The sequence below is a fragment of the Pseudonocardia sp. TMWB2A genome (assembly GCF_017312135.1).
Window position 1 is genome coordinate 1,560,204 of sequence record NZ_QKQY01000002.1, and the last position, 16,421, is coordinate 1,576,624.

General features: G+C 73.8%; 16 protein-coding genes. 5 read left to right on the forward strand and 11 right to left on the reverse strand.

Translation table 11 applies throughout. The features are described from left to right. Positions 1 to 67: 67 nt before the first annotated feature. The 3 genes from DMP17_RS21740 to DMP17_RS21750 form a co-directional block, all read right to left on the reverse strand. Positions 68 to 1,261, reverse strand: coding sequence for an acyl-CoA dehydrogenase family protein (locus tag DMP17_RS21740; RefSeq protein WP_226355324.1), 1,194 nt, complete (start codon positions 1,259 to 1,261; stop codon positions 68 to 70). Between the two features lie 46 nt (positions 1,262 to 1,307). Beyond that, the gene (locus DMP17_RS21745; RefSeq protein ID WP_226355323.1) at positions 1,308 to 2,267 is read right to left on the reverse strand and encodes an HpcH/HpaI aldolase/citrate lyase family protein; all 960 of its coding nucleotides are present in this window, start codon (positions 2,265 to 2,267) and stop codon (positions 1,308 to 1,310) included. Positions 2,268 to 2,432: 165 nt separating this feature from the next. After that, positions 2,433 to 3,359 carry a PhzF family phenazine biosynthesis protein gene (locus DMP17_RS21750; protein WP_226355322.1) on the reverse strand — a complete coding sequence of 309 codons (927 nt, stop codon included), beginning with the start codon at positions 3,357 to 3,359 and terminating at the stop codon, positions 2,433 to 2,435. Positions 3,360 to 3,425: 66 nt separating this feature from the next. Between DMP17_RS21750 and DMP17_RS21755 the strand changes: the two genes are divergently transcribed. Together DMP17_RS21755 and DMP17_RS21760 are read left to right on the forward strand one after the other, a co-directional pair. After that, on the forward strand, positions 3,426 to 4,742 hold the full coding sequence (locus DMP17_RS21755) for a magnesium transporter MgtE N-terminal domain-containing protein (RefSeq protein WP_226355321.1): 1,317 nt from the start codon (positions 3,426 to 3,428) through the stop codon (positions 4,740 to 4,742). After that, entirely contained in the window at positions 4,735 to 5,274 is a 540-nt protein-coding gene (locus DMP17_RS21760) for a DUF1003 domain-containing protein (protein WP_337830439.1), read from the forward strand. Before DMP17_RS21755 ends, DMP17_RS21760 begins: the two co-directional genes overlap by 8 nt. A gap of 14 nt (positions 5,275 to 5,288) precedes the next feature. Here DMP17_RS21760 and DMP17_RS21765 read toward each other — a convergent pair whose 3' ends face one another. Further along, a complete protein-coding gene (locus DMP17_RS21765; protein WP_226367164.1) occupies positions 5,289 to 5,771 on the reverse strand; it encodes a MarR family winged helix-turn-helix transcriptional regulator in 483 nt (160 codons plus the stop codon). 133 nt (positions 5,772 to 5,904) lie between these two features. Between DMP17_RS21765 and DMP17_RS21770 the strand changes: the two genes are divergently transcribed. Further along, positions 5,905 to 7,053: an Mrp/NBP35 family ATP-binding protein gene (locus DMP17_RS21770; RefSeq protein ID WP_062400483.1), complete on the forward strand. Its 1,149-nt coding sequence runs from the start codon at positions 5,905 to 5,907 to the stop codon at positions 7,051 to 7,053. Positions 7,054 to 7,126: 73 nt separating this feature from the next. Here the strand turns inward: DMP17_RS21770 and DMP17_RS21775 are convergent, their stop codons facing one another. From DMP17_RS21775 to DMP17_RS21795, 5 genes are all read right to left on the reverse strand, one after another. Next, positions 7,127 to 8,383, reverse strand: coding sequence for an aspartate aminotransferase family protein (locus DMP17_RS21775; protein WP_208819275.1), 1,257 nt, complete (start codon positions 8,381 to 8,383; stop codon positions 7,127 to 7,129). A 418-nt stretch (positions 8,384 to 8,801) separates the two neighbouring features. Continuing rightward, positions 8,802 to 9,731, reverse strand: a complete 930-nt coding sequence (locus DMP17_RS21780; protein ID WP_226367165.1) for an AEC family transporter — start codon at positions 9,729 to 9,731, stop codon at positions 8,802 to 8,804. A gap of 63 nt (positions 9,732 to 9,794) precedes the next feature. Next, positions 9,795 to 10,466, reverse strand: a complete 672-nt coding sequence (locus DMP17_RS21785) for a GntR family transcriptional regulator (protein ID WP_202416334.1) — start codon at positions 10,464 to 10,466, stop codon at positions 9,795 to 9,797. A 9-nt stretch (positions 10,467 to 10,475) separates the two neighbouring features. Beyond that, a complete protein-coding gene (locus DMP17_RS21790; RefSeq protein WP_337830440.1) occupies positions 10,476 to 11,204 on the reverse strand; it encodes a maleate cis-trans isomerase family protein in 729 nt (242 codons plus the stop codon). A gap of 40 nt (positions 11,205 to 11,244) precedes the next feature. Further along, positions 11,245 to 11,742 (reverse strand): DUF3830 family protein, encoded by a 498-nt coding sequence (locus tag DMP17_RS21795; RefSeq protein WP_337830441.1) that lies wholly within the window; start codon positions 11,740 to 11,742, stop codon positions 11,245 to 11,247. Between the two features lie 96 nt (positions 11,743 to 11,838). Between DMP17_RS21795 and DMP17_RS21800 the strand changes: the two genes are divergently transcribed. Both DMP17_RS21800 and DMP17_RS21805 read left to right on the forward strand, forming a co-directional pair. Next, positions 11,839 to 12,825 carry a D-2-hydroxyacid dehydrogenase gene (locus DMP17_RS21800; RefSeq protein WP_337830442.1) on the forward strand — a complete coding sequence of 329 codons (987 nt, stop codon included), beginning with the start codon at positions 11,839 to 11,841 and terminating at the stop codon, positions 12,823 to 12,825. 5 nt (positions 12,826 to 12,830) lie between these two features. Next, complete coding sequence (locus DMP17_RS21805; protein WP_337830443.1) at positions 12,831 to 14,234, forward strand: amidase; 1,404 nt, start codon at positions 12,831 to 12,833, stop codon at positions 14,232 to 14,234. Between the two features lie 75 nt (positions 14,235 to 14,309). Here the strand turns inward: DMP17_RS21805 and tatB are convergent, their stop codons facing one another. Together tatB and DMP17_RS21815 are read right to left on the reverse strand one after the other, a co-directional pair. Continuing rightward, on the reverse strand, positions 14,310 to 14,753 hold the full coding sequence (gene tatB, locus DMP17_RS21810; RefSeq protein WP_337830444.1) for a Sec-independent protein translocase protein TatB: 444 nt from the start codon (positions 14,751 to 14,753) through the stop codon (positions 14,310 to 14,312). 18 nt (positions 14,754 to 14,771) lie between these two features. After that, entirely contained in the window at positions 14,772 to 16,349 is a 1,578-nt protein-coding gene (locus DMP17_RS21815; protein WP_337830445.1) for a S1C family serine protease, read from the reverse strand. Between the last annotated feature and the right edge of the window lie 72 nt (positions 16,350 to 16,421).

The window sequence follows — 16,421 nt, forward strand, 5'->3', positions numbered from 1 at the left end:
CCCCACCGACCGGACGACACGGCCCCGCACCCCGGGACGGGGTACGGGGCCGTGGCCGCGGGTGCGGTCAGCGCAGCTTGTAGTCGCGCAGCAGACCCCGGGAGATGATCGTCTTCTGGATCTCCGAGGTGCCCTCGCCGATGAGCAGGAACGGCGCCTCGCGCATGAGGCGCTCGATCTCGTACTCCTTGGAGTAGCCGTAGCCGCCGTGGATGCGGAACGCCTCCTCGGTGACCTCCTTGCAGTACTCCGAGGCGAGCATCTTGGCCATGCCGGCCTCGACGTCGTTGCGCTCGCCGCGGTCCTTCAGCCGTGCGGCGTTGACCATCATCAGGTGCGCGGCCTCGACCTTGGTCGCCATCTCGGCGATCTTGAACGCGATCGCCTGGTGCTGGACGATCGGCTTGCCGAAGGTCGAGCGCTGCTGGGCGTACTCGACGCCCAGCTCGAAGGCCCGGATCGCGATGCCGCAGGCACGGGCGGCGACGTTCACGCGGCCGACCTCGACGCCGTCCATCATGTGCGCGAAGCCCTTGCCGCGCTCCCCGCCGAGGATCTGCTCACCGGAGATCCGGTGGCCCTTGAACACCAGCTCGGTGGTGTCGACCCCCTTGTAACCCATCTTGTCGATCTTGCCCGGGACGACGAGGCCGGGAGCGACCTCGCCGTAGCCGGTGGGCTTCTCGACGAGGAAGGTCGTCAGGTTCTGGTGCGGGCGCTCGGCGCCCTCGTCGGTCTTCACCAGCACCGCGGTCAGGTTCGACGTGCCACCGTTGGTCAGCCACATCTTGGCGCCGTCGATGACGTAGTCGTCGCCGTCCTGCTTCGCGCGGGTCTTGATCGCCGCCACGTCGGAGCCGAGGTCCGGCTCGGACATCGAGAACGAGCCGCGGGTCTCGCCCGTGGCCATCCGCGGCAGGTACTTCTCCTTCTGCGCCTGCGTGCCGTGCTGGCGGAGCATGTACGCCACGATGAAGTGGGTGTTGATCACGCCGGAGACGCTCATCCAGCCGCGGGCGATCTCCTCCACGACCAGGGCGTAGGTGAGCAGCGACTCGCCGAGGCCGCCGTACTCCTCCGGGATCATGAGGCCGAACAGCCCCATCTCCTTCATCCCGTCGACGATGTCCTGCGGGTAGGTGTCCGCGTGCTCCAGGGCCGTCGCGTGCGGGATGATCTCCTTGTCCACGAAGCTGCGGACGGTGGACAGGATCTCGGTCTGGATGTCGGTCAGACCGGCGGTCTGGGCGAGCCGGGCCATGCTGGTTACTCCTCGGTGAGCGTCGTCGGTGGCGGGCGGTCGGGGCTCAGGCCTCCGGCGGGGTCCACTTGTCGGTGCGGGTCATGCCCGCGGCCCGGCCCTTGCCCGAGATCACCAGCGCCATCTTGCGGCTGGCCTCGTCGATCATCTCGTCGCCGATCATCGCCGCGCCGCGCTTCCCGCCGGCCTCGGAGGTGAAGTACTCGTAGGCGTCGAGGATGTTCTCGGCGTGGTCGTAGTCGCTCTGCGCCGGGGAGAAGGTCTCGTTGGCGGCGTCGATCTGGCCGGGGTGCAGGACCCACTTGCCGTCGAAGCCCAGGGCCGCGGAGCGGCCGGCGACCCGGCGGAACCCGTCGACGTCCTTGATCTGCAGGTACGGCCCGTCGATGGCCTGCTTGTCGTGCGCGCGGGCCGCCATCAGGATCGACATGAGGATGTGGTGGTAGGCGTCGCCCACGTCGTAGCCGGGGGGCTGCTCGCCGACGACCAGGGACTTCATGTTGATCGAGGCCATGAAGTCGGCCGGGCCGAAGATGATCGTCTCGACCCGCGGCGACGCGGTGGCGATGGCGTTGACGTTGGTCAGGCCCAGCGCGTTCTCGATCTGCGCCTCGATGCCGATCTTCCCCACCTCGAGACCGTTGGTCTTCTCGATCTGGGTCAGCAGCAGGTCCAGCGCGACGACCTGCTCGGGGGTCTGCACCTTCGGCAGCATGATCGCGTCGAGGTTGGCGCCGGCGCCCTCGACGACCTCGACGACGTCGCGGTAGGTCCACTCGGTGGTCCAGTCGTTCACCCGGACGACGCGGATCTTCTCGCCCCAGCCGCCCTCGTTCAGCGCCTCGACGATGGTCGTCCGGGCACCCGGCTTGGCCAGCGGGGCGCAGGCGTCCTCCAGGTCCAGGAAGACCTGGTCGGAGTTCAGCGTGCGAGCCTTGTCGATGAACTTCTGGCTCGATCCGGGCACGGCCAGACAGGACCGGCGGGCGCGGAGGGTGGTGCTCACAGGCGGGCTCCTCGTCGAGATCGTCCTCGCCCGCGTCGCGGCGACGACGTCGTCACGACACGGGCGCTCGGGCTGGGGACTGATGCTGGCACGACGACGGCCGCGGCGCCCCGTCCAGGTGATTGGTTTCTCACCCGCCGGTGGTCAGGTGGGGTTACCCGTCGGTCACCCCTGTTCGGGAGGTGGGGTCAGGGAGCCCCTGGCCACCGCGACGACGGTCCCGCCGACCCAGCTCCCGACGGCCCGGCCGCCCTCGGTGCGCACGCCGGCGTAGAGCGTGGACGGACGGCCCATCTCCACCCCCTGGGTCACGACGAAGGAGTGCTCGCCGTCGTCGGTGACCAGACCGCGGTCGGCGAGGAAGATCCCGAGCGCGACGGCGGCCGAGCCCGTCGCCGGGTCCTCGGGCACCCCGATCCCGATGCCGAACATGCGGGCGTGGACCCGCTCGGCGGTGGCGTCGACGGTGGCGACGAGCAGCCCGGTCGCGCCGCTGTCGGCGACCGCGGCGGCCAGTGCCGCGGGGTCGGGCACCGCGCGGGCGACCGCGCCGGCGACGACGAGCAGGATCGCGAAGTCGGTCCCGGCACCGGCCACACCCGGCACGGCGGCGCCGTCGACGTCGTCGGGGCCGAGGCCGAGCGCGGCGGCGAGGCGGACGGCGTTCAGCTCGGCGCCGACCGACGGCGTGCCGCCCCACACCCGGGCGCCGGTGTCGTCGACCCGCACGGGCAGCAGCCCGGCGCCGCACTCCTGCACGCGGTCGCCCTCGCCGATGACGCCGTCGCGGGCCAGCACCCAGGCCGTGCCGACACTGGGGTGCCCGGCGAAGGCGAGCTCGGAGAGCGGGGTGAAGATCCGCACCCGGTAGTCCGCACCGCCCTCGCCGTCGCCGGTCGGGGCCAGCGGGAAGGTCGTCTCCGACAGGTTGAACTCCCGCGCGATCGCCTGCATCCGGGCCGTGGACAGCGCCTCGGCGCCGTGCACGACGGCCAGCGGGTTACCGGCGTAGGGACGGTCGGTGAACACGTCGACGATGTCGTAGCGGAGGGGTTCGGGGTCCTGGCCGGGATCGTGCTGCGGCTCGTTCACGGCGGGCGAGCCTAGTCACACGGCCGGGGCGGCCGCGGTACCGCCGGGGGTTCTAGTCTCGGCGCCATGGCCTCGGTACGGGTGTTCGTCGCGCGGATGGCCGGCCTGGCCGTCTACGGCCCGGACGGCGAGCGGATCGGCAAGGTCCGCGACGTCGTGGTGTCGCTGCGCGTGGACAGTCATCCACCGCGGGTGCTGGGCCTGGTCGTGGACCTGTCCGCACGCCGCAGCATCTTCGTGCCGATGCTGCGGGTCGCCGACATCGCGCCGACCGCGGTGACGCTGGCCAGCGGCTCGGTGAACCTGCGCTCGTTCGACCAGCGTCCCAACGAGACCCTCGTGCTCGGGCAGCTGCTCAACTCCCCCGCGACCGTGCGCGAGGGCGGGACCGAGGGCTCGGTCGTCGACGTCGCGGTCGAGCCGAGCCGGACCCGGGACTGGGTGATCACCAAGGTGGCGCTGCGGTTCCGGCGGACCCGGCTGGCGCGCAGGCCGCGGGTCGAGGTGTACGGCTGGGAGGCCGTGTCCGGGCTCGACGTCGCCGCCGCGCAGGGTGCGGACCGGCTGCTCGCGGTGTTCGACTCGATGCGCCCGGCCGACGTCGCCGCGGCGCTGTCGCGGCTGCCCGACGACCGGCAGCGCCACGTCGTCGACGCCCTGGACGACGAGCGGCTCGCCGACGTGTTCGAGGAGCTGTCCGAGTCCGACCAGCGCGAGCTGCTCGGCTACCTCGACGACGACCGTGCCGCCGACGTCCTGGAGGCGATGAGCCCGGACGACGCGGCGGACCTGCTCGGCGAGCTCGACGACGACGAGGCCGGGCGGCTGCTGGAGCTCATGGAGCCCGACGAGTCCGAGCCCGTGCGCCGCCTGCTGCGCTACGAGTGGGACACCGCGGGCGGCCTGATGACCCCGGAGCCGATCACGCTGGGGCCGGACGTGACCGTCGCCGAGGCGCTCGCCCGGGTGCGCAACCCGGAGGTGCCCCCGGCGCTGGCGTCGATGGTGTTCGTCGTCCGCCCGCCGACCGCGACCCCGACCGGGCGCTACCTGGGCTGCGTGCACGCCCAGCAGCTGCTGCGGGCGGCGCCGTTCGAGCTGGTCGCGGGCATGGTCGACGCCGACCTGCCGCAGCTGGGGCCCGAGGCGGGGCTCGGCGAGGTGACCCGCTACTTCGCCAGCTACAACCTGGTGGCGGGCCCGGTCGTCGACGCCGAGGACCACCTGCTGGGCGCGGTCACCGTCGACGACGTGCTGGACCACCTGCTGCCGCAGGGCTGGCGCGACCGCGACCTCGCCCCGGGCGAGGTGCACGGCGGCGCGGTGCGGGCCGCGAACGGCGCCGGCGACCGTACGCACGACGGGGAGGTGCACGGTGCCTGAGCCCGGGATCGGACGGCGGCTGGACCAGCCGCGCGTCGGGCGTCGGCGGTTCGAGGTGGACCCGGACGGCTTCGCCCGCTTCTCCGAGCGGATCGCCCGGTTCCTCGGGACGGGCCGCTTCCTCGCGATCCAGACGGTGATCGTCGTCGTGTGGATCGCGCTGAACCTGGTCGCCTGGTCGATCCAGTGGGACCCGTACCCGTTCATCCTGCTCAACCTGGCGTTCTCCACCCAGGCCGCGTACGCCGCACCGCTGATCCTGCTGGCCCAGAACCGGCAGGACGACCGGGACCGGATCGCGCTGGACGAGGACCGGCGCCGCGCCGAGCGGACGAAGGCCGACACCGAGTTCCTCGCCCGGGAGCTGGCGGCGCTGCGCCTGGCCGTCGGGGAGACCGCGAGCCGGGACTACCTGCGCGGCGAGCTGGAGAAGCTGGGTGACCGGCTCGACGACGCCGTGGCCCGCAGCCGTGGTGAGGAGCTCCCCCTCGATCCGGGTGCCCGGAAGAAGATGCGCAAGAAGGAACGCTGAGCGCTCGGGGGCGTTCAGGGGACCAGGCGGCCCATGATGCGCTCGAGCGCCGCGAGGTCGTCGGCGTCGAGCCGCTCGACGAAGTGCGCGCGGACCCCGCGCAGGTGGGTGACCGCGGCGGTGCGCAGGCGGTCGTAGCCGGTGTCGGTGAGCCGGGCGGTGACCCCGCGGCCGTCGTCGGCGACCTTGGCCCGGGCGACCAGCCCGACCCGTTCCAGCCGGTCGACGAGCCGGGTGACCCCGGAGCGCGAGAGCAGCACGGCGTCGGCCAGCTCGGTCATCCGCAGCCGGTGGTCGGGCGCCTCGGACAGCTGGACCAGCACGTCGTAGGCGGCCAGGGACAGCTGCTGCTCGCCCTCCAGCTCGGTCTCGAGCTGTTTGGTGATGCCCGCGTGCGCGCGCAGGAAGCTGCGCCAGGACGCGAGCTCGGCCGGGGTCGGGACCACGCGGCGGCGCGCCGGGTGCTCGCGCGTCGGGGTGCCGCTCGTCTCGTCCATCGCAGGGATGCTAGAGAAACCCGCACCACCTCGTCAGCGCGGACGTGCCGGGCGACACCGCCGGTGACCCGGAGCCCCCGGAACCACCCACGTAGCATGGGGTGACGCGAGAGGAAAGAGGTCGTAGGAGCCCATGTCCGTCACCGGCAGCACCAGCACCGTCGTCGAGGCCGTGCGCGCAGCCCTCGGCACCGTCGAGGACCCGGAGATCCACAAGCCGATCACCGAGCTGGGGATGGTCAAGAGCGTCGACGTCTCCGCCGACGGCCTCGCCCACGTCGGGGTCTACCTGACCGTCGCGGGCTGCCCGATGCGCGAGACGATCACCTCCCGCGTCACCGAGGCGGTCTCGAAGGTCCCCGGCGTCGAGCGGGTCGAGGTCGAGCTCGACGTGATGAGCGACGAGCAGCGCACCGAGCTGCGCCGTTCGCTGCGCGGCGACGCCGACGAGCCCGTCATCCCCTTCGCCCAGCCCGGCTCGCTGACCCGCGTGTTCTGCGTGGCGTCCGGCAAGGGCGGCGTCGGCAAGTCCTCGGTCACCGTCAACCTGGCCGCGGCCATGGCCCGGCGCGGGATGAAGGTCGGCGTGGTCGACGCCGACATCTACGGCCACTCGGTCCCGCGCATGATCGGTGCCGCGGACCGGCCCACCAAGATCGAGAACATGATCATGCCGCCGCAGTCGCACGGCGTGAAGGTCATCTCGATCGGCATGTTCACCGACGGCAACACCCCGGTCGTCTGGCGTGGCCCGATGCTGCACCGCGCGCTGCAGCAGTTCCTCGCCGACGTGTTCTGGGGCGACCTGGACGTGCTGCTGCTCGACCTGCCCCCGGGCACCGGCGACGTGGCTATCTCCACCGCCCAGCTCGTGCCGAACGCCGAGCTGCTGGTCGTCACCACCCCGCAGCAGGCCGCCGCCGAGGTCGCCGAGCGGGCCGGGTCGATCTCCACCCAGACCCGCCAGCGCCTGGCCGGGGTCGTGGAGAACATGTCCTGGATGGAGATGCCCGACGGCTCGCGCAACGAGATCTTCGGCTCCGGCGGCGGGCAGATCGTCGCGGACTCGCTGAGCCGCACGGTCGGCACCACGGTGCCGCTGCTGGGCCAGATCCCGCTCGACGTCGCGCTGCGCGAGGGCGGCGACGCCGGCACCCCGATCGTGCTCGGCAAGCCCGAGTCGGCCGCGGCGCAGGCCCTCGACGCCATCGCGGAGAAGCTGACCGTGAAGGCCCGCGGTCTGGCCGGGATGAGCCTGAACATCTCCCCCGTCGGGCGCTGACCCGCACCTCCGACGACGAGGCCCCGCACACCGGCCGGTGTGCGGGGCCTCGTCCGTTCCCCCGGGGCGGATCTCAGGACAGCGCGTCGTTCAGCGCCTTGGTCCAGAGCGCCAGGCCCTCGTCGACCTGCTCGGCGGTCACGACGAGCGCCGGGATCATCCGGACGACGTTGCCGTACACGCCGCAGGTCAGCAGGAGCAGGCCCTGCGCGGCGGCCGCGGCGTGCACCTTCGCGGCGGTGGCGCCGTCGGGCTTGCCGTCGGCGTCGACGAACTCGATGCCGACCATCAGGCCCCGGCCGCGGACGTCGCCGATGGCGGCGATGCCCTGCGCGGCGTCCCGGACGCCGGCGAGGAGCTTCTCGCCCTGCACGCGGGCGTTCTCGACCAGACCCTCGCCCTGCACGACCTCGAGCGTGGCGAGCGCGGCGGCGCAGGCGACGGCGTTGCCGCCGTAGGTGCCGCCCTGCGAGCCGGGCCACGCCTTCTCCATGAGGGCCTTCGGCGCGGCGATGGCCGAGAGCGGGAAGCCGGACGCGAGCCCCTTGGCGGTGACGATGATGTCCGGGGTGAGGCCCTCGGCGTGCTGGTGGCCCCAGAACTTCCCGGTACGGCCGTAGCCGGTCTGGACCTCGTCGGCGATCAGCAGGATGCCGTGCCGGTCGGCGCGCTCGCGCAGCCCGTGCAGGAACGCGGGCGGGGTCGGGACGTAGCCGCCCTCGCCGAGCACCGGCTCGACGATGAACGCGGCGACGTCGGACGCCGGCGCGGTGCTCGCCAGCTGCCGGTCGAGCTCGGACAGGGCGAACGCGACGGCCTGCTCCTCGGACCAGCCGTAGCGGTAGGCGTAGGGGAAGGGCGCGAACGCGACCCCGCCCATCATCGGGGCGATCCCGGCCCGGATCTTCGCCCCGGAGGTGGTGAGCGCCGCGGCACCCATGGTGCGGCCGTGGAAGCCGCCGTCGAACGCGACGATCAGCTGCCGGCCGGTGGCCTGGCGGGCCAGCCGCACCGACGCCTCGACGGCCTCGGAACCGGAGTTGGTGAAGAACACCGAGTCGATGCCCTCGGGCAGCACGTCGCCCATCCGCTCGACCAGCGTCAGCAGCGGCTGGTGCATGACGGTCGTGTACTGGCCGTGGATCAGCGTGGCCACCTGCTCCTGCGCCGCCGCGACGACCGTCGGGTGGCAGTGCCCGGTGGAGGTGACGCCGATGCCGGCGGTGAAGTCGAGGTGGCGGCGCCCGTCGGTGTCGTACAGGTAGACGCCCTCACCGCGGGCGGCCTGGACCGGGGTGGCCTGCTTGAGCAGCGGGGACAGCTGTGCCATGGGTTCGCAGCTCCTGATGCGTCGAGGGTGGTGCGTCTCGGGTTGTCGAGTTGTCGACAATCCTAGGGAAACACGGGCGAGTGGGTCCGGGCAAGGGTCGGTCGGGCCCGCCTTTGCTCTGCTCACCGATACGCAGCACGCGCCCGGACCGCCCCGGCGCCGGGGCCCCGGACGGGCCCGCGCGGCCGGCCGGACAGCCGTCGGCGGCGTCGAGATGCAGCTCAGCGGGAGTTGTCGATCTCCACCGCCCGGTGGGCTGCATCTCGGCGCAGGCGCGACGCGGGTGGCCGGCGCGCCGTGGAGCCTCCCGGCGCCGACGCGGGGCCGGTGTGGGGCCGGCGCTGCGTATCGGTGAGCAGAGCAAAGGGACGAGCGGAGGACCCCCTCGTGCCGGACGTCGCGACGAGGAAGGCGCTGGTCAGGTCAGCAGGGCGGCGATCACCAGCAGCACCGGGACGGCGACGACGGTCGAGGCCAGCGCCACGTCGCGGGCCAGCGGGACGGCGCGGTCGTAGCGCACGGCGTAGCCGAACACGTTCTGCGCGGTGGGCAGGGCGGCCAGCACCACCGCGGCGAGCAGCGCCGGGCCGGTCAGGCCGAGCACCCCCGCGGCGAAGGCCCAGGCGATCAGCGGGTGCAGCACGTTCTTGATCAGCACGGCGGTCCACACCGAGCCCGCGGTCTCCCCCGTCCCGGGGCGGCGGGCGCCGTGCAGGGAGATGCCGAACGCGAGCAGCATGGCGGGCACCGCGAGGTCGGCGAGCAGCTCGACCGGGGCGGTCACCGGCTCCGGCAGCACGACGCCCGTCGCGGAGACGGTCAGCCCGGCGGCGGTGGCGATCGCGATCGGGTTGCGCAGCGGGGCGAGTGCGACCCGGACCCACCCGGGGCGCTCGCCGCGGCCGTCGCCGGGGAGGACGTCCATCAGGGTCGTGAACAGCGGGGTCAGGATCGCGAGCTGGAACAGCAGCACCGGGGCGACGGCGGCGGAGTCGCCGAGCACGTAGGCCGCGATCGGGATGCCGAGGTTGCCCGCGTTGACGTAGCCGGACGCCATCGACCCGACGACGACCTCGCCGGCCGGGCGGCGGCGCAGCAGCGCGACCGGCACGAACAGCAGGCAGGCCAGGGTGCTGGTGAGCGCGGTGACGACCAGCCCCGAGGACAGGACGGCGCCGACGTCCGAACGGCTGAGCGTGGTGAACAGCAGCGCGGGCGTCGCGACGAAGAAGGCGGTGCGTGCGAGGACCTTCGAGCCCTGGTCACCGAGCAGGCCTCCGCGGCCGAGGACGTACCCGACGACCACGACGACGCCGATGACCAGGAAACCTTCGAGGACGCCCACCACGTGCCGTCATGTTACGTATGCGAACTAGTCCCCGGGGTGTCCGGCGGTGCGGTTCACAGGCGCTCAGGCCGCCCCGGGCATCGCGGCGAGGATGCGGGTGACTGCATCGTCCATGTGGGCGGCCAGCCGGTCGAGCAGCAGCTCCGTGCGGCCGTCGCGCAGGGCGTCGCGCAGCCGTTCGTGCTCGGCGAGCAGCGCCCGGGCGGGCGGGGCGGTCTGCTGGAACGCGGCGAGACACATCCGGGTCTCGACGAGCAGACCCTCGGTCATCCGGCGCAGCCGCGGGCTCCCCGACGCGGCGACGAGCGCGGCGTGGAAGTCGTGGTCGGCGTCGGCGAGGGCCACGGCGTCGCCCGCCTCGGCCGCGGCGGCCATCACCCCGAGCGGGATCTCCAGCGCGACGACGGCGGCCGCCCGGTCACCCTCCAGCACCTTGAGCGCCGCGGCCCGCTCGACGGCGGTGCGGGCCAGGTAGACGTCACGGACGTCGTCGGGCCCGAGCTCGCGCACGAACAGGCCGCGGTGGCGTTCGCTGCGCAGCAGCCCCTCGGCGACGAGGCGCTGCATCGCCTCGCGCAGCGGGCCGCGGCTCACCCCCAGCCGGTTCGCGAGGTCCACCTCGCCGAGCTGGGTGCCCGGTGCGAACGTGCCGCGCATGATCGCCGCACGGATCCGGTCGGCGACGATCTCCGCGGTGGAGCGCCGGCTCACCGGCTCGAGCTCCGAGACGTCCAGGCCCACGACTCACCCTCTCCGGAACAGTGTCCCCAGGCCGGGACGGTCGACGTCGGCCCCGGCCAGACGCAGGCCCTGCCAGATGCTCACCTGGTTCGCGGTCAGCACCGGCCTGCCCACACGTGCGTCCAGCGCGTCGAGCACGTCCACGGTGTGCAGCGCGGTGTCGGGCAGCAGCACCGCGTCGGCGCCGGGCGCGTCCGAGGCCACCGCGGCGGCGAACTCCAGCACGGTCTCCGGCGGCAACGTCCCGACCTCGGCGGCGGTGATGATGTCGCGGGCGGACAGCGTGTGCACGGAGATGTCGTGGTGGGTCAGGAAGTGCACGAAGGCGCCAGCGACGTCCGGCGGGTAGGTCGCCCCGACCGCCACCGAGCGGATCCCGAGCCGCCGGCAGGCGTCGACGAAGGCGAACGACGTGCTCGACGTCGGCACCCCCGACACCCGTTCCAGCGCCGCGACCTGCCGGGCGGCGCCCTCGGGGCCGAAGATGAACGACCCCGAGGTGCAGGCCCAGACGACCGCGTCCAGCGGGCCCGCCTCCGCGGCGACCCGGCGCGCGCCGTCGGCGAGGACCTCGTCGCCGCCGATGGCGAGCAGCGCGTCCTCGCGGTGGGCGTCCTCGGGCATCTCGGTGTGGACGAGGGCGAGCCGGCTGCCGTCGGTCAGCAGCTTCTCGGCGCGCGGGTAGTCGTCCTCGGCAGAGAAGCCCGGGTAGAGGAATCCGACCGTGCTCATGTTGTCGACAATCCTACAGAGACCCGGGTCACCGCAAGGGTCACGACGCCCGCGAGTAGACGAGCCGCTCCCCCACGCTGCCCGCGCGCCACACGTCGTGGCAGGCGGTCGCCATCGCGTCGAGCCCGTCGACGATGGTGGCGAACACGTTGCCCGGCACCCAGCCGACGTCGCCGTTGAGCAGCAGGTTGTTGCGCCCGTAGAAGATCGCGAGGTCGATCCCGCCCTCGGCGGCGTCGATGCCCTGGTCGTCCTTGAACGCGCTGTCGAGCATCCCGCCGTGGAAGTCGAAGTAGCAGACGTCGCCCGGGATGGGCGTGACCGTCGGGTTCTCCTGCCCGATCCGCGGGCCGAACCGCGGGACGATCGTGTAGACCTCGTTCCGGGCGTACTTGGCGTGCTGCGCGTCGCCACCCTGCGGGCCGTCCGCCAGCGCCTCCCAGACCGCCGCGGCGGTGCGCGGCGCCTCGGCCTCCAGCAGCCTCGCGGTGCACGCGACGCCGCGCTTCGCGAGCTCGATCCTGATCAGCTTCGTCATCCGATCCCCCTGTCCGATACGCGGATTGTTGACAATCGTAGGTGCGCTTCCTAGCGTGTCAACGCCGCCCGACCTCCCTACCGACAGGATCTCCCGTTGCCGGTTTTCGCTGGTCAGGACCCCATCACCGTCGCCGTGCTGCACGGCGGGGATACCCCGCCCGGCCTCGAGCGGCACGCCGGTGACGCACGTCTCCGCTTCGCCGCCGACGCCGGCGAGCTCGCCGCCGTACTGCCCGGCAGCGACGTGCTGCTCACCTGGGACTTCACCTCCGACGCCGTCAAGGACGTCTGGGACGCCACCGACACCGCCGCGCTGCGCTGGGTGCACACCGCCAGCGCCGGCGTCGACCGGGTCGCCTTCCCCGCCCTGCTCGCCTCGGGTGCGACGCTGACGAACTCGCGCGGGGTCTTCGACCGCCCGATCGCCGAGTTCGTGCTCGGCGCGGTGATCGCGTTCGCCAAGGACACCGCCCGCTCGCTCGCGTTGCAGCGGGAGCGGACCTGGCGCCACCGCGAGACCGAGACCGTCGCCGGGAAGGTCGCGACGGTCGTCGGGAGCGGGCCAATCGGGCGCGCCGTCGCCGACCTGCTGGGCGCGGTCGGGATGCGGGTGCGGCTGGTCGGCCGGCGCGCCGCGGACGGCGTGCACGCCTTCGACGAGCTGCCCGGCCTGCTGCCCGACACCGACCACCTGGTGCTCGCCGCCCCGCTGACCGACGCGACCCGCGGGATGCTGCACGCCGGGACGATCGCCCTGCTGCCCGAGCGGGCGCGGGTCGTCAACGTCGGCCGGGGCGCGCTCGTCGTGCAGGACGACCTGACCGACGCGCTCGCGACCGGGCGGCTCGCCGGCGCCGCGCTGGACGTGTTCGAGGTCGAGCCGCTGCCCGCGACCTCGCCGCTGTGGGCGATGGAGCACGTGCTCCTCTCCCCGCACATGTCCGGTGACGTCGTCGGCTGGAAGGACATGCTCGTCGAGCTGTTCGCCGACAACCTCGCGCGCTTCCGGGACGGCCGGGAGCTGCGCAACGTGGTGGACCCCGAACGCGGGTACGTGAGCTCATCCGCAGGAAAGGTGTGACTGCTGTGACGACTGCAGACCTCAGCGCGACCGAGCTGCTGGTGGGCTACCGCAGCGGCGAGATCTCGCCGGTGCAGGCCACCCGGGACGCGCTGGACCGGATCGAGGCGCACGACGGCGCGGTGAACGCGTTCTGCCTGGTCGACGCCGACTCGGCGCTGTCGCAGGCGAAGGACTCCGAGGCGCGCTGGCAGGCCGGGGAGCCGGTCGGGCCGCTCGACGGCGTCCCCACCTCGATCAAGGACATGCTCCTGACGATCGGGTGGCCCACCCGCCGCGGCTCGACGACGACCTCACCGGACGGGCCGTTCGAGGTCGACGGCCCGCCGGTGGCCAGGGTCCGCGCCGCGGGTGCGGTGCTGATCGGGAAGAACACCACGCCCGAGCTGGCGTGGAAGGGCGTGACCGACTCGCCGCTGACCGGCGTCACCACCAACCCGTGGGACCCGACGAGGACGGCCGGCGGCTCGTCCGGTGGCTCGGCGTCGGCGGTCGGGCTGGGGATGGGCCCGCTGTCGCTGGGCACCGACGCGGGCGGCTCGGTCCGCATCCCGGCCGCGTTCACCGGCACCGTCGCGCACAAGCCGACCTACGGCCGCATCGCGCACTACCCGGGCTCGGCGTTCGGGACGCTGGCCCACGTCGGCCCGATGACCCGCACCGTCGACGACGCCGCGCTGCTCCACGACGTCGTCGCCCAGCCCGACACCCGCGACCCGTGGGTGTTCGACGTGCCCCGCGAGTCCGCCGTCGAGCGGCTCGCCGGGGGCGCGCAGGGCCTGCGGATCGCGTTCTCCCCCACCCTCGGGTTCGTCGACGTCGACCCGGAGGTGGCGGCGCTGGTCGCCGAGGCGGTCGCGGTGTTCGCCCGTGAGCTCGGCGCGACCGTCGAGAACGCCGACCCCGGCTTCGCCGACCCGATCGAGCCGTTCCACACGCTCTGGTTCGCCGCGGCCGCGAAGTCCCTGGAGCCGATCGGCGCCGAGGCCAGGAAGGCCATGGACCCGGCGCTGGTGGAGATCGCCGAGCAGGGCGCCGGGGTGTCGGCGCTGGACTACCTGGGCGCGATGGCCGTGCGCAACGAGCTGGGGACGCTGATGGGCGCCTTCCACTCCGAGTACGACCTGCTGCTCACCCCGACGCTGCCGATCACCGCGTTCGAGGGCGGCCGGGAGGTCCCCGAGGGCTGGCACGACCCGCGCTGGACGTCGTGGACGCCGTTCACCTACCCGTTCAACATGACCCAGCAGCCCGCGACGTCGGTGCCGTGCGGCTTCACCTCCGCCGGGCTGCCGGTGGGGCTGCAGGTCGTCGGGCCGCGGCACGCCGACGCCACGGTGCTGGCCGCCGCGCACGCCTACCAGCGCGCGACCACGCACCACCTGCGCCGCCCGCCGCTGCTGGGCTGACCCGGCCCCGCCCACGACGACGGCGCCGCACCCGAGCCGGGTGCGGCACCGTCGTCGTACGGAGGAGGAGCCGGGTCAGGTCGCGTCCGGGTCCACCGGGGGACGTTCGTCCGCGGCCAGCGGCGGCTGCGGCGCACGGACCGGGGGCGGGGTGCTCGCCGCGGCCCCGCCCAGGGCGGCGGCGCCGGCCGTGGCCGCGCTGCCGGCCGGGCCCGGGGCGAACCCGTTGGGCTTGACCGGCGGGGTGGAGACGTCGTCGGAGAACAGGCTCCGGGTGATCGCGGTCCGCGGGTTGAGCGAGCGCAGGCTGCGCAGGTCGTTGAGCGGCTGCTGGATCTGGTCGAACTCGGGGCCCAGCTCCTTCTTCAGGTGGTTCTGGGCGCCGCTCGCGAACTCCTTGATCTGGCGGACCGCGCGACCGACCCAGGCCGCGGCCTCGGGCAGCCGTTCCGGGCCCAGGATGAAGAGCCCCGCCACGACCAGGACGAGGATCTCCGGCATGCCGATGTTCTCGAACACGACGCCAGCGTACGGGTCTCAGCGCTGCCCGAGTGTGACGGTCACGGTGAGCGGTCGTCCCTGACGGACGAGACCGACCGGGACCTGCTCGCCGGGGGCGTGTTCGCGGACGGCGACGACGAGCTCGTCGGCGCTGGCGATGGGGCGCCCGGCGACGTCGACGACGACGTCGCCGTCGGCGATCCCGGCCGCGGCCGCCGGTCCCCCGGCGACGACGTTCTGCACCTGGGCGCCGTCGGTGGCGCCGTCGGTGACCGAGCGGGCGTTGACACCGAGGTCGGCGTGCGCCACGCGGCCGGTGCGGATGAGCTCCTCGGCGATGGCGCGGGCGTCGTCGATCGGGATGGCGAAGCCCAGGCCGATCGAGCCGCCCTGCGCCCCGGACTCGGCGCTGCCCGCGCTGCGGATCGCGGTGTTGATGCCGACGACGGCGCCGGTCGCGTCCACCAGCGGGCCGCCGGAGTTGCCGGGGTTGATCGCGGCGTCGGTCTGCACGGCGTCGATCACCGCGTCGCCCGCACTGCCCTCGGGGTCGAGCCGCACCGGGCGGTCGACGGCCGACACGATCCCCGTCGTCACCGTGCCCGCCAGGCCGAACGGCGACCCGATCGCGATCACCGCGTCGCCGACGGCGAGCTCGCCGGAGCGGCCGATCGCGGCGACCGTCGGGTTCGCGACGGGCACCTTGACCACCGCGAGGTCGGTCATCGGGTCCGCGCCGACCACGGTGGCCGGGACGCGGGAGCCGTCGGAGAACAGGGCCTCGATGGTGCCCTGGCCGGGTCCGGTCGCCGGCGCGACGACGTGGTCGTTGGTGAGCACGTAGCCCGCGGGGTCGATCACGACGCCGGAGCCGTTGCCCGCCTGGTTGCCGACGGTCACCTCCAGCGAGACGACCGCGGGCAGCACCCGCGAGGCGACCTCCGACACTGAGCCGGGCGGCCGTTCCCGGGCGGGCTCGGTCGCGCTCAGCACGGCTCCGGGGCTGGTCAGGGCGCCCGCCGCGGCGGCGGTCCAGTGCCCGACCAGGCCGCCCGCGGCACCGACGACGAGGGCGAGCACGCCGAGCAGCGCCAGCGCGCGCGGCTGCACCCGCTTGCCGAACAGGACCTCGCGGACGCTGAGCCGGGGCCCGTCGGGCCGGGGACCCTCACCGGGGTCGTCGCCGTCGCCGGGGGGTGGGGCGGCGACGACCGGCGTTCCCGGGTCGCGCCACGGATCGCCGGTCGAGCCGCCGGGCCAGAACGGGTCCTGCTCGGCGCTCTGCTCACCCCCGCGCAGCGCGTCGCCCGAGGCACCGGGCGGACGCTGCAGACCACCGGCGGGGTCGCCGTCCGGTACACGGTCCGGGCGGCCGAACGCGCGGGCGACCGCGGCGGTCGGCGGGGGCACCGTCGGCAGCGACCCGTTCGACCCGAGGTGCGACGACGGCGGCGCGAACGAGCTGCCGACGCCGTCCGGGCGGCCGAACGCGGCCTGCTCGCCGGGGTCGGTCTCGGGACGGTCCAGCGGGCGGGGGCGCAGCCGCGGCGGGGCGGAGCCGGGGGCCTCCGGGTCGGCCGCGCCGTCCGGGCGGGCGCCGCGGTCGTCGCTCACCGGGTCACCCCGGAGCCCGGGGAGACTGCTCCCGACGATCGATCAGCCGGCACGGCGTCCACCCAGTACACC